Raw genomic sequence first — 13,812 nt, forward strand, 5'->3', positions numbered from 1 at the left:
GACAATGCCCCTATGGAATCATTCTTTGGCCATTTTAAAGATGAAGTGGATTATTTGGAGTGTCAAACTTTTGATGAGTTACACCAATTAATTGAAGAATATATGGAAGATTACAATACAAATCGTTACCAATGGAGCCTAAATAGAATGACTCCCGCACAATACGGGAGTCAACTATTAGCTGCTTAATTTATAGGTCTTTTTTTAAGACTGTCCATTTTGAAGGGCACAGTTCAGAGTGACCGGACTCTTTCTCATTATTTCAACTCTAATAACACTACATTTTCAACATGAGTCGTCATTGGGAACATATCAACAGGTTGGATATCGATTGCTTTATATCCGCCTTCTTCCAAGATATGAAGATCACGAGCCAGAGTGCCTGGGTTGCATGACACGTATACGACTTTATTCGGTTTCATCTCGATGATCGTATTTAGAAGGGATTCTTCGCAACCTTTGCGAGGAGGATCCACTACGATGACATCAGCAGTGTTGCCCTTTTGATACCATTCAGCAATAACGTTGCCTGCATCGCCAACAATGAATTCAGCATTTGAGATTTCATTCAATTCAGCGTTGCGGCGTGCGTCTTCTATCGCTTCTTCCACTACTTCGACACCGATTACTTTTTTCGCTTTTTTAGCTAAGAATAAAGAAATGGTTCCTATGCCGCAATAGGCATCTATCACCGTCTCTTCACCCGTTAGCCCTGCATAGTCAAGGGCTTTATCATAAAGGACTTTCGTTTGATCTGGATTGATTTGGTAAAATGATTTTGCTGAAATCGCAAATTTAACATCACCGATCATATCATGGATCACTTCGTCGCCCCACAATAAAGTCATTTTATCGCCTAAGATAACATTCGTTTTCTTGGAATTCACGTTTTGAACGATGGATTTCACTTGTGGAAGACGTTCAACGATTTCCTTTACGATAGTTTCGATGAAAGGGATACTATTTGTTCTTGTAACAAGAACAATCATCAATTCCCCTGTTTGCTTGCCATAACGGGCCATTATGTGCCGCAACACACCTTTATGTGCCTCCTCATTATAAGCAGGGATACCAAGTTTACTGAAAATCTCTTTAACAACTTGAACGGCTTCACTGATCGCTTGATTTTGGATAATGCTTTCTTTCGTTTCAACAATTTCATGCGTCCGCGGTTTGAAGAATCCAGCTATTAGCCTGCCATCCTTTTCACCAACAGGCACTTGAGCTTTATTTCGATAATGAGTTGGGTTCTCCATCCCGATGATTGGGTGAACCTTCACATCCTCAAGTTTCCCGATGCGTGTCATCACATCACGTACTTGCTTTTCCTTGAATTCCAACTGTCCTTCATAGCTCATATGTTGCAGCTGACATCCACCGTATTTATGGAAGTCTTCAGTAGTGACCTCAACCCGGTATGGACTATTTTCTATAATCTCCATCAAGCGTCCGAAGCCATAACCTTTATTAGCCTTCATCACTTTAATTTTTGCCTTTTCACCAGGAAGGGCGTTCTGAACAAAGATAGGATAGCCATCGACTTTAGCCACTCCAGCTCCTTCGTGTGTTAAATCTTCAAATAAAACCTCTATAATATCGTTTTTAGCAACAGGTGCTGTTTTTTTCATATCATCTTCTCTTTTCTTTTTTATGCTAGCCTGTATTTTACCACAATCGAGCCCTTGCCACAAAACCACTCACCAATTTACCTTAGTTTTCATAAAAATATAGGGGAAGGAATTACGATTTTTCATAGTTCCATGTATAAAAGTTCAACTAAAAAAGAAAAATAAGGAAAAATAAACGAGGTGAGGAAATGAGTTTATTTAACTCTATATCAGCCTGGAACGCTACAAGGCTAGAAAAACATCGAGCAAGCATGGAGGAAAAAGGCTTCTGTCCGGATTGTTACGGACGAGGATACAGCTCCTTCGTACCGACGGAATATCATTTTTCCGATATACACGACTGTCCCGGCTGTAATGGTACCGGAGTTTACGCCGATTGGGCCGCCATGAATGGCCAGCAAATGTAGTTGCAACAAGCGCCAAGTTCAAAAAACACCGAAAAAGGACCCCCTGTTAAACAGGAGGTTCTTCTATTTCTTTTACCATATAGCCAAATTCATGGTCGCTAATCGTAATGGTTTTCATTTCTTTATATCCTAATCTGCTATAGAGACGATTCGCCCCTTCATTTTCATTTTCAACAACCAAAGAAACCCTTGGATACCCCTTCTGTTTAGCGTACCCCTCAACATATTGAATCAGTGCACTACCAATCCCTTTTCCTTGAAAATTCGGGTCAACGCATAATGTATCCAAATAAAAGTCTTTCATTTCTGCTTCCTTATCAAGCGTAACGCTTGGATCTTTCATTTTCGTCCTTAATCGTTTCACTATCGGTTCATCCAAGCTTTCGGCATCCTTGCCATGGTAGGCAATGATCAATCCCGATACTTGTCCATCATGTTCACTTACGAACGTATTTTCATAGCTGATCCGATTTCCGCTTTTCCTGAACAAATCGGCAAGAACGTAAAGTATTCTTTCTTCTTCCGTTTCACCTGTCAATACCTCTGCAATTTCTTTAATCGCTAACCGGGTCAATATTGCTGCCTTGTCCGCATCTTCCGGTGTCGCTTTCCTGATATACATGTTCTCACATTCTCCTTGCTTAATTAAAGTTGAAAAGGCCACCAGATTCAGTGGCCTTTTCAACCTATTTTGCCGGATCGTCCGGCAGTATTCCTTGTGGAATGAATACATCAAAATGGCGGTACTGATTTACGAATTCAGCTGGGGCCATCCCGCCAAACTCCCCATCCAAATTAAGCATCATGTCCTTTTTGGCCTGTACTTTAATTCGATTGGCTTTTTCATAAATGACGTTTTTATCATGGATATGTTCACCGCGCATTGCCAATGTTGCGACACGCACAATATCAGCGAGGTTGGCCTTTTTTAAAATGAGCAACGTGAACATACCATCATTCAGAGAGGCGTCAGGAGCCAGTTTCTCGAAGCCGCCGACCGAATTCGTGTTAGCCACCAAGAAAAGCATGATCTCTCCTTCAAAAAGCTTTCCATCATATTCAATAGAGACTTCCGTCGGTTTAATTGAAGGAAGCATTTCAATTCCTTTAATATAGTACGCTAGCTGCCCAAGCATGGTTTTCAGCTTGATCGGCACGTCGTAAGTCAATTCAGTCAATCGGCCCCCACCAGCAATATTGATGAAGTACCTATCGTTCATTTTACCAATATCGATCGGCATCGTATGCCCTCCGGCAATAATTTCGGCTGCCCCTTCGATTGACTTCGGTAAATGCAGTGCCCGCGCGAAATCATTTGTCGTTCCCGTCGGAATGATTCCTAGTTTCGGACGTTTCTCTGCAGTGGCCAGTCCATTAACAACCTCATAAATCGTTCCGTCGCCTCCTGCTGCAATGACAATATCATAGCCTCGTTCAATCGCAATTTTAGCCGCTTTCGTCGCATCCCCAGCACCGGTAGTCGCATGTGCAGAAGCTTCATAACCAGCTTCTTCAAGTTTTGCTAGCACACCTGGCAGGCTCTTCTTAATGGCTTCCCGGCCCGAAGTCGGGTTGTAAATCAACCTTGCTCTCTTCATTTCCCATCATCCTTATACATATTGATTCCATAATTTACATCTTAATCCTTCATTACATGAAAAGCAATATTCGAAAAAAAAGAGGACCGCTTTTCGGTCCATATCTTTATATCCACTTACTAGAAATCTTATCAGGGAAATTATAATGCTTTTTACAATTTTATTCTAGTAAATGATTTCATTGATATTGAACATTTACGTTAAATGTATCGGTGACCGTCAAAGTATGCTTCCCTTTTCCAGTATTGAATATCCCATTCTTTTTTACAATGCCTTCTTCACCTGTTTCTTCTTCATTCACTTCCGTCGCCTTCCAGATATCCTCAGGTCCTTCTAGTTCCGCAACCCCTCTAGCATCTATCTTGATATCACTATTGCCCTGTAGGCATACACTAAGATTCCCGCTATCCTTCACATTCCAATCATTCAAAAGCCTTCTAGGCTTCACCACAAGATCGGTACTTTGTCCGTCTATCTCTGCTGCTAAGTCAGCAGGAATTATAAGAGTGGCCTTAAGATTCATTGTACCATTGTCCAAAAATCCATTTTTTTCGGCAAATCCTTGAAGCTTATATAAAGCGTATCACCATTTCTCTCAATCATTAAATAGTCTTCCGCCTTCTTCAACAAAGAATCACCATCTTCCATTACCCGCTCATCATAAGTTCCAAAAATGGAAACTTCCTCATCCGCACCACTTTCAGTCATTAATGGGTATGAGCCAGTATCCAGGACAACTCTCTCTATGTCTTTCCCGGCCTTTTCATTGAAACCAGGCAAATTGACCGTTTTCCCCAGCCCTGACCTTCTCAACTAACTCATCCGTCACTTCTCTTCCTCCTTTCCTGCTAAGCATCCATGTAATAGACGACACAAAAAGGAGTTACCCCTACAGATAACTCCGAAAAAATCAAAATTTTTTTTCCCGCTTGAAATTCCGATTATTTTTCTCATTTTTGCTTTCCTTAATCATAAGAAAACCGTACCACCTTAAAAGTGATACGGCCAATATTAACGTTTATTGATTTCTTCAACCAAAATTTTATTAACAAGCTGTGGATTAGCCTGTCCTTTTGTCGCTTTCATAATTTGCCCGACAAGGAAGCCGATTGCTTTTTGTTTCCCGGCTTTAAAATCTTCAATTGATTGCGGGTTATTATTCAACGCTTCTTCAACAGCCGTACGCAACGCGCCTTCATCGGAAATTTGGACTAGTCCCTTCTCCTTGACGATCGTTTCAGCGTCCCCACCGTTTTCAATCAATTCTTTGAAAACTTTTTTAGCGATTTTAGAAGAAATTGTACCATCTTCAATCAGCTTAATCATTCCTGCCAACGATTCAGCAGTCAATTTGACATCATGCAGCTCTTTTCCTTCTGCATTCAAGAAAGCAGAAACCTCACCCATGATCCAATTTGATGCTAGTTTTGCATCCGCTCCTGAAGCGACTGTCGCTTCAAAGAAATCAGCACTTTCTTTCGTTACCGTTAAAACGGCGGCATCATATTCCGGTAAGCCAAATTCCTCGACATAACGTTTTTTCCGGGCATCCGGAAGTTCTGGAATCTCAGCAGCAATGCGTGCTTTCCATTCTTCATCGATATGGATTGTCAATAAGTCTGGCTCCGGGAAGTAACGGTAATCATCGGAACCTTCCTTAATTCGCATTAGTACCGTTCTGCATGTAGCATCGTCAAACCGGCGGGTTTCCTGTTCGATTATCCCGCCTTCATTCAAGATTTCCGCTTGTCGGATCTCTTCATGCTCCAATCCTTTGCGAACGAAGTTGAATGAGTTCAAGTTTTTCAATTCAGTTTTCGTTCCGAATTCTTTTTGCCCGACAGGTTTCAAGGAAATATTAGCATCACAGCGAAGTGAGCCTTCTTCCATTTTACAATCGGAAACGCCTGTGTATTGAATGATGGATTTCAACTTTTCCAAATAAGCATATGCTTCTTCAGGGGAAGTGATATCCGGTTCGGATACGATTTCAACAAGAGGGGTACCTTGGCGGTTATAATCACAAAGTGAATAGTTCCCTTTATGTGTCAGCTTTCCAGCATCCTCTTCCATATGAATGCGGGTAATACCGATTTTCTTTTTCTTGCCATTGACTTCAATTTCAATCCAACCATGCTCACCGATCGGTTGATCGAACTGTGAAATTTGGTATGCTTTAGGATTGTCCGGGTAAAAATAGTTTTTTCGGTCGAATTTCGTAATTTCCGCCACTTCGCAATTCAGAGCAATTGCAGCCTTCATTGCAAAATCAACAGCCTTTTTATTGACGACAGGCAATACGCCTGGGTAGCCTAGGTCAATTACAGTCGTGTTACTATTTGGAGCGGCACCAAAATGATTCGGGCTCGCTGAGAAAATTTTAGAATCCGTTTTTAATTCTACGTGTACTTCTAGACCAATTACCGTTTCAAAGTCCATTTTTTTCACCCCTTACAGCTTAGGAAATTGTTTATGAAAATCTGTTGCTTGCTCAAATGCGTGAGCCGCGCGGTAAATCGTACTTTCATCAAAATGCTTTCCAATCATTTGCAGTCCAAGCGGAAGCCCATTCGCTGCGAATCCACATGGCACGGATATACCCGGTACGCCAGCAAGATTGACTGGAATCGTTAGGATATCATTCGCATACATCGTTAATGGATCGTCGACTTTTTCACCAATTTTAAATGCAGGCGTAGGTGTCGTCGGCCCAACGATGACATCATATTTTTCAAAGACATCTTCAAAGTCTTTTTTGATTAAAGTACGTACTTTTTGAGCCTTTTTATAATATGCATCATAATATCCGGAACTTAAGGAGAAAGTTCCAAGCATGATACGGCGTTTCACTTCGTCACCGAATCCTTCTGCACGAGTTTGCTTATACATTTCTATAAGAGTTTCTGCATTATCTGTACGATGGCCGAAACGCACTCCATCAAAACGTGAAAGGTTAGCTGAAGCTTCCGATGAAGAAAGCAGATAATATGCAGCTAAAGCATATTTGGAATGTGGCAAGGAAACCTCTTCCCATTCAGCCCCAAGTCCTTCTAATACCTTTAATGCTTCAAGTACGGAATTACGTGCTTCTTCGCCAACGCCTTCACCAAGATATTCTTTAGGTACCGCTATTTTTAATCCTCTTACATCGCCTGTTAATGAATTAACAAAATTCGGTACGTCAATATTAGCAGAGGTCGAATCCATTGGATCTACACCTGAAATCGCTTCAAGCAAATAGGCGTTATCTTCGACCGTTCTTGTAACCGGTCCAATTTGGTCAAGAGAAGACGCAAAAGCTACAAGTCCGAATCGGGAAACCCGTCCATATGTAGGTTTTAAGCCGACAACTCCACAATATGCCGCTGGTTGGCGGATTGATCCACCCGTATCGGAACCTAAAGAGAATAGGACTTCACCGGAAGCGACAGAGGCAGCTGAACCACCCGAAGAACCGCCTGGTACATAATCTGTATTCCAGGGATTGCGTGTCGCCTGAAATGCGGAGTTCTCATTAGAAGAACCCATTGCAAATTCATCCATATTCAATTTCCCGATCGTAACCGTTTCTGCCTGCTGCAACTTTTGAACGGCGGTTGCATCATAAATCGGATCAAAGTTCTCCAAGATTTTACTCGCGCAAGTCGTCCGTAAATTTTTAGTGACAATATTATCTTTCACTCCGATTGGCAGACCAAACAAAGCGCCTTTGTTCTCACCTTTTACCAATTGTTCATCCAATCGTCTTGCTTGCTTGCGGGCGTTTTCTTCATCAAGTGTCAAAAATGCCTTTACCTTGTCCTCTACCTGTCCAATTCGCTCATACGATTCGTTAACAAGATCAGTGACACTGATCTCTTTCTTATGTAAGCGTTCATGAAGCTCAGAAACCTTTTGTTCGAACAACGACATCATTGTCCCTCCTTATTCAATTATAGATGGTACACGGATATATCCTTCTTTGCTATCCGGTGCATTTTTAACTACTTCTTCTACTGGCAATCCTGGTTTTGCAATATCTTCGCGCATTACATTTTTCATATCCAAAACGTGAGAAGTCGGGTCTACTTGATCCGTATCAAGCTCATTCAACTGCTCCGCAAATGAAATCATTTGGTCAAGCTGATGTTGAAACTGTTGTGCTTCCTCTTCCGTAATTGCCAAACGAGCCAAATGGGCAACGTGTTTAACTTGTTCCATAGAAATACGTGACATTCTCTTCACCTCCGAAAAAATATCCAAATCGACTGAAATTCGTCGCTTTTCTCCATAAAATCATCGTTTAAATCATATCAAACTATTACACAGTAAAGCAACAAGAGATACAATGTCGAAATTCAATTATTTCACAAGGAAAAAGCGATATTTTCCGGGAAATATGGGAAAGTTGCCGGAATTTCCGGGGAAATGACAAGAAGACCTTTAAAATTCGACAAATGCTCTCCTTTTTCCAAGTATTCGCTTCCTAAAATGGAAGGGTTTACTTACTATTATTATGTTCCTTGCTAAAGGTTATTTTGAAATTCGCCTCCCGGAATTAAATGAAAGAGTGGATTTCAGAGATTGCCGCAAAAAAAGATGAAGCCGTTAAGCTTCATCTTTTTTCATTCATATATATGCACGGTTGGTTCGTCCTGATTTGCTTCACGGACAATGAGCGCTTCAGGTCCATTTACGGAGGTAATGGATACTTGTACGGCAATATATTTAGGGAAACGTTCCATTACAAGCCCAGCAACATATTGGGTAAAACCAATCGCTTCCGAGTTCCCATAAAATTGAATAGGGATATCGATGTTCAGACTTTGTAATTGATCATCCATATAGAACGCCCTTCCGATGACTCCGTTAAAGTTAGGGAAATATTCTTCGACATCTTCTTTAAAGTTCGTGAAAGTCTTGACGTCATCACGATATTTTTTTTCTGCACTAGCAGAAGGAAATAGGAAATACTTTTCGTCCAAGTTTGTCCATTTTCCAATATTGTCAGAGTTCTTATCAATATTGGTATAGGCAATGAAATTCCCAGGGACTACTGAAGACTTTTCCTTTTGCTCGAATAAGGCAATCGTAATCGGGACATTTTTCAGCTTGTCCATTTTACGAAGCCTTTTTAAGACTTCTGCAGCAATTTTCTCCCCTTCTTGCTTTAGCTTTTTACTATCGATTTTCTGTTCATAGGTGGCACCGTATGCCTCTTTTTGATAGTAATGCACTGAATTCAGCGCAAGACCTATTACAACCCCGCCTAGACTCACTGAATTATCTTTTGTTTTGACTAAGTAATTATGTTCTAGAATATGAGCAAGATAGATTGGATTTTCTTCATTTCGCTTATCAATGTCACCTTTACCTGGGTCAACCGGATTCAAGCCAACGTTCTTTGAGGCATCCATACCCTTTTCTTTCAACTGACTTTTGGTATATTTTCTGTTCAGCCAGGAAGATATCTTTGCACTATCAAGCATTTGCCCCTCTTGAAACAGGTAATCTTCCGGGTCGAATTGGGTTTGGGCCAACCGCATCAATCCATTTTCGAATTCTTCAATATCATATCGGGTATTTAAATTAGATACGACCAAACCGCGTGCTTTTGATGGTTCAAAAGGTAGGATCGTTTGATAATATTCATCCGAAATTTTATACTTCGGAATAATTGCCGTCTCTTTTTTGTCTTTGGAGTCTTGAACTACCTCTTGCTTATCCTCAAAACTAGGCGCACATCCAGCAAGAAGCAGTATAAGAATCATCCCCAAAATAGAGTGTTTCTTCATATCTACACCTCTTATTTTTTTAGTTCCTCAATCAGTCTCTCTTCATCCCATACCATGATGCCTAGGCTTTCCGCTTTTTCCAGTTTGGAACCGGCATCTTCGCCAGCTACGACCAAATCGGTTTTCTTGCTGACACTTCCAGCAACGTTAGCTCCTAGCGCCTCTAATTTTTCTTTTGCTTCATTACGTGTTAGCTGATGCAATTTACCCGTTAAAACGACTGTTTTACCTGCAAAAGCGGAATCGATATCTTCAATAGGAACAGCTCTTGGCCCTTTAAAAGTAAGATTCACACAGGCTGCTTCCAACTCGTTCAATAGCGCATGGACCTCTTCCAATTCAAAATAAGCTACGATGGAATCGGCCATCTTATCCCCTATTTCATTAATGGATGTTAATTCTTCACGACTCGCCTTGCTTAAGGCTTCCATCGTCACGAACTCCCGTGCAAGTGTCTTGGCCGCTTTCGAACCAACATGGCGAATGCCTAACCCGAATAGTAATTTTTCCAACGAATTGCTTTTCGAAGCTTCGATTGCTTGAAGGAGTTTATTGACGGATTTATCCCCCATCCGTTCCAATGCAATGAGTTGATCATATGTAAGCTTATAAATATCAGCCACATCTTGTATGAGTTCCTCTTTAAACAACAAGCTAATCACTTTTTCACCAAGACTGTCTATGTTCATAGCTGTCCGGGATACAAAGTGAATCAAGCCTTCCCGTATTTGTGCAGGACACTTCGGGTTGATGCAACGTAAAGCAACCTCACCATCCAGCCGAACAAGTTCACTGCCGCATTCCGGGCACTCAGTCGGCATCTGAAACTCGGCCTCTTCCCCTGTACGGCGTTCTGCCAGTACATTGACCACCTCTGGAATGATATCGCCCGCTTTTTTCACGACCACTTGATCTCCGATTCTAATGTCCTTTTCACGGATTAAGTCTTCGTTATGAAGGGATGCCCGCTGCACAGTCGTACCCGCTACCCGAACGGGATCCAACACAGCTGTTGGGGTTAATACACCCGTACGTCCAACATTCAGCTCGATATCCCGCAGGGTTGTAATGACTTCTTCAGCTGGGAATTTATAAGCGATGGCCCAACGCGGACTTTTTGCAGTAAAACCTAATTCATCCTGCTGTTCAAGGGAATCCACCTTTACGACAATTCCATCAATATCATAGGCTAAGTTTGGACGTTGTTCTGTCCATTCTACTATATAGGCTAGTACTTCCTCTATATTCAAGCATGTTTTTCTTTCCCGATTCGTCTTAAACCCCAATCGATCCAACAAATCCAGACCTTCACTGTGGGATTGGACCCCTGTTTCTCCTAAATCGGCAATCGCATAAAGGAAAATATCCAGGTTCCGTTTCGCAGCAAGTTTTGGGTCAAGCTGCCTTAACGAGCCAGCAGCTGCATTCCGTGGGTTTGCAAATGGTTCCTCACCACGTTCTTCCTTAGCCTTATTTAAAGATTCAAATGATTTTTTTGGCATGAATGCCTCACCGCGTACTTCTATGGCAATCGGCTCACGCATCTTCAATGGAATCGACTTGATCGTTTTCAGGTTTGCTGTAATATCTTCACCGATCGTTCCATCTCCACGTGTTGCCCCTCTTACGAAATATCCATTCTCATATTGAAGAGTGACGGCAAGTCCATCAATTTTCAATTCACATACATAAGTAAAATCGTCACCTACAGATTGTCTGACCTTTCTGTCGAAATCCCGTAAGTCACTTTCATTGAATGCATTGCTTAAACTAAGCATCGGTGTGGTATGCTCCACTTTTTCAAACATATCCAAAATGGCGCCACCGACCCGTTGTGTCGGAGAATCAGGCGTTTGCAGTTCCGGGAATTTCTCCTCATACTCGATAAGCTCACGGAGTATCCGATCATATTCAGCATCAGGTACTGATGGCTGGTCCATCACATAATATTCGTAGCTGTATTGGTTCAATAACGTTTGCAGTTCTAGAACTTTTTTCTCTGCAGCTTGTAAGTCCATACGTTCAATCCTTTCTAAAGAAGACTCCACCGCACTTCTTATAGAAGAGCGGTGTCTAAAGTCAGATATCCCTATTCTTTACCAGTAAGATTCATATTAATAGCTTAAGCTTTTTCAACTGGTGCAAATTTAGCCAGTAGGCGTTTGATACCGATTGGACTTGGGAATGCGATATCCAGTTCCTTCCCTTCGCCTTCCCCTTTTACGCTCACCACGGTTCCTATACCCCACTTTTTGTGGGATGCACGGTCACCGACAGCCCAGCCGATCTCTTCACCACCGGTTGCGGATGGTGCAGAAACGGCTCTACCAAAGGCAGGAACTTTTCTTGTGGAAGCTGTTGAAGGAGATCCAGTTCTCGAAGAACTGAAAGGTGTTTGCCTAGCTCTAGGAGCCGGTTTCGGTTTAAGATCTTCAAGGAGTTCCTCTGGTATTTCACTGATGAAACGTGAAACTGGATTCATACTGGTCCGTCCATACAATGTCCGCATTTGGGCATTGCTTATGAATAGCTCATTTTCAGCCCTTGTAATTCCCACATAGGCCAGACGGCGTTCTTCTTCCATCTCCTCTTCATCCATGAGCGAGCGGCTGTGAGGGAAAACCCCTTCTTCAAGGCCCAATAAAAAGACCACCGGATATTCAAGTCCCTTCGCTGAATGCAGGGTCATCAACGTTACAGTATTAGTAACTTCTTCGGAGTTCTCATCAAGTTGGTCTATATCGGCAACCAACGCCAGGTCAGTTAAAAAGCCAACCAATGATTTGTCCTCGCTGTTACTTTCGAATGCTTTCGTAACAGATAAAAACTCATCTATATTTTCAAGCCGGCTTTGCGATTCAATCGTTTTTTCTGCCTGCAGCATCTCACGATAACCGGTTTTCTTAATGACTTCCTCCACCAGTTCCGTTACGGATAAGTACTCCTGCTGATTTGTATAGTTAGTGATCAGCGTATGGAATTCCCTAGCCGCTTTGGTAGCCTTCCCGCTAATCCCTACCATTTCCACAGATTCAAGTGCTTTATAAATGGAAACATCATACTGATCTGCATAATCTGCCACTTTGTCCATTGAAGTTGCACCAATTCCGCGTTTTGGTACATTGATTACACGGCGGAGACTGATGTCATCGTCAGGATTCGCAATAAGGCGAAGATAGGCAAGCAAGTCCTTAATCTCTTTACGGTCATAGAACTTAGTGCCCCCGACTATAGCATAGTTTATATTGGATTTAAGCAGAACTTCCTCCATGACACGTGATTGTGCATTTGTTCTGTAAAGGATTGCTATATCGGAATACTTCCTACTGCCGTCCCGAACTAACTCATTTATCTTTCCGGCTACAAATTGCGCTTCCCCTTGTTCATTGTCTGCACGGTAATAGAATAGCTTATTACCATCTGCATTCTCAGTCCAAAGATTTTTCGGCTTCCGGTTTTGATTGTTATCGATGACCTTATTCGCCGCTGCAAGAATCTTTTTCGTCGAGCGATAATTCTGTTCAAGGAAAATCATGTTGGCATTCGGATAATCTTTTTCAAATGAAAGGATGTTCGCAATATCCGCACCGCGCCAGCGATAAATCGATTGATCAGAATCCCCGACAACGCAGAGATTACGGAAACGTGAAGCAAGTAGTTTAACAAGCATATATTGAGCCCTGTTCGTATCTTGGTACTCATCAACATGAATGTATTGAAACTTGCGCTGATAGTATTCAAGTACTTCCGGTACCAGTTGGAACAATTGAATCGTCATCATGATCAAATCATCGAAATCGAGCGCTGAATTTTTCCTCAACCGTTTTTGGTATTCCGTATATACATCGGCAGTTACCTTAGTAAAGTAATCCGACGCTGTCTTCAGGTACTCTTCCGGCCCGACCAATTCATTTTTCGCTGAACTGATGCTACCCAAAATCGCCCGGTAATCATATTTCTTTGTATCCATATTACGATCTTTCATGATTTGCTTAATGACCGATTGCTGATCCGTCGTATCCAATATCGAAAAGTTCCTATTAAAACCGATACGATCGATATCTCTTCGTAAAATGCGGACACACATCGAGTGGAAGGTCGAAATCCAGATATCCTCTGACGCACCGCCAAGTATGGCACGGATCCTCTCCTTCATTTCACGTGCAGCTTTGTTAGTGAACGTGATTGCAAGGATATTCCAAGGTGCTATTTCCTTCTCGACCATCAAGTAAGCTATTCGGTGAGTCAGCACACGCGTCTTTCCACTTCCTGCCCCAGCCATGATTAAAAGTGGGCCATCAGTTGACTTTACTGCTTTTTGTTGCTGTTCATTCAAACCTATTAGTAATTTTTCCGCTAAATATTGCATTATCACACCACCTATACGAACGTTCGTTTCTGTTTT

The 13,812-nt window shown here is 41.9% G+C and carries 13 protein-coding genes; 1 reads left to right on the forward strand and 12 read right to left on the reverse strand.

Translation table 11 applies throughout. The features are described from left to right. A partial coding sequence (locus tag AC1DVK_RS21840; protein WP_477627368.1) for an IS3 family transposase occupies positions 1 to 189 on the forward strand: 189 nt, incomplete at its 5' end. Between the two features lie 68 nt (positions 190 to 257). Here the strand turns inward: AC1DVK_RS21840 and rlmD are convergent. The 12 genes from rlmD to pcrA all read right to left on the reverse strand — a co-directional run bounded on the left by rlmD (position 258) and on the right by pcrA (position 13,776). Then, positions 258 to 1,628 (reverse strand): 23S rRNA (uracil(1939)-C(5))-methyltransferase RlmD, encoded by a 1,371-nt coding sequence (gene rlmD, locus AC1DVK_RS21845; protein ID WP_410861439.1) that lies wholly within the window; start codon positions 1,626 to 1,628, stop codon positions 258 to 260. A gap of 230 nt (positions 1,629 to 1,858) precedes the next feature. Further along, complete coding sequence (locus AC1DVK_RS21850) at positions 1,859 to 2,044, reverse strand: hypothetical protein (RefSeq protein WP_477627369.1); 186 nt, start codon at positions 2,042 to 2,044, stop codon at positions 1,859 to 1,861. Positions 2,045 to 2,081: 37 nt separating this feature from the next. Further along, the gene (locus AC1DVK_RS21855) at positions 2,082 to 2,657 is read right to left on the reverse strand and encodes a GNAT family N-acetyltransferase (RefSeq protein ID WP_061461289.1); all 576 of its coding nucleotides are present in this window, start codon (positions 2,655 to 2,657) and stop codon (positions 2,082 to 2,084) included. A 64-nt stretch (positions 2,658 to 2,721) separates the two neighbouring features. After that, the gene (locus AC1DVK_RS21860; RefSeq protein ID WP_061461288.1) at positions 2,722 to 3,633 is read right to left on the reverse strand and encodes a diacylglycerol kinase; all 912 of its coding nucleotides are present in this window, start codon (positions 3,631 to 3,633) and stop codon (positions 2,722 to 2,724) included. Between the two features lie 178 nt (positions 3,634 to 3,811). Further along, positions 3,812 to 4,156 carry a hypothetical protein gene (locus AC1DVK_RS21865; RefSeq protein ID WP_477627370.1) on the reverse strand — a complete coding sequence of 115 codons (345 nt, stop codon included), beginning with the start codon at positions 4,154 to 4,156 and terminating at the stop codon, positions 3,812 to 3,814. Then, positions 4,153 to 4,446: a hypothetical protein gene (locus AC1DVK_RS21870; protein ID WP_410861437.1), complete on the reverse strand. Its 294-nt coding sequence runs from the start codon at positions 4,444 to 4,446 to the stop codon at positions 4,153 to 4,155. Before AC1DVK_RS21870 ends, AC1DVK_RS21865 begins: the two co-directional genes overlap by 4 nt. Positions 4,447 to 4,644: 198 nt before the next feature. Next, complete coding sequence (gene gatB / locus AC1DVK_RS21875) at positions 4,645 to 6,072, reverse strand: Asp-tRNA(Asn)/Glu-tRNA(Gln) amidotransferase subunit GatB (protein ID WP_477627371.1); 1,428 nt, start codon at positions 6,070 to 6,072, stop codon at positions 4,645 to 4,647. A gap of 12 nt (positions 6,073 to 6,084) precedes the next feature. Then, positions 6,085 to 7,545 (reverse strand): Asp-tRNA(Asn)/Glu-tRNA(Gln) amidotransferase subunit GatA, encoded by a 1,461-nt coding sequence (gatA, locus tag AC1DVK_RS21880; protein ID WP_061461285.1) that lies wholly within the window; start codon positions 7,543 to 7,545, stop codon positions 6,085 to 6,087. Positions 7,546 to 7,557: 12 nt separating this feature from the next. Continuing rightward, the gene (gene gatC, locus AC1DVK_RS21885; RefSeq protein WP_061461284.1) at positions 7,558 to 7,848 is read right to left on the reverse strand and encodes an Asp-tRNA(Asn)/Glu-tRNA(Gln) amidotransferase subunit GatC; all 291 of its coding nucleotides are present in this window, start codon (positions 7,846 to 7,848) and stop codon (positions 7,558 to 7,560) included. A gap of 389 nt (positions 7,849 to 8,237) precedes the next feature. After that, a complete protein-coding gene (locus AC1DVK_RS21890; protein ID WP_061461283.1) occupies positions 8,238 to 9,407 on the reverse strand; it encodes a CamS family sex pheromone protein in 1,170 nt (389 codons plus the stop codon). 11 nt (positions 9,408 to 9,418) lie between these two features. Then, positions 9,419 to 11,425: an NAD-dependent DNA ligase LigA gene (gene ligA / locus AC1DVK_RS21895; RefSeq protein WP_410861435.1), complete on the reverse strand. Its 2,007-nt coding sequence runs from the start codon at positions 11,423 to 11,425 to the stop codon at positions 9,419 to 9,421. Between the two features lie 104 nt (positions 11,426 to 11,529). After that, a complete protein-coding gene (gene pcrA / locus AC1DVK_RS21900; RefSeq protein ID WP_061461281.1) occupies positions 11,530 to 13,776 on the reverse strand; it encodes a DNA helicase PcrA in 2,247 nt (748 codons plus the stop codon). Between the last annotated feature and the right edge of the window lie 36 nt (positions 13,777 to 13,812).

Source organism: Peribacillus sp. P4_B1, from assembly GCF_056402395.1.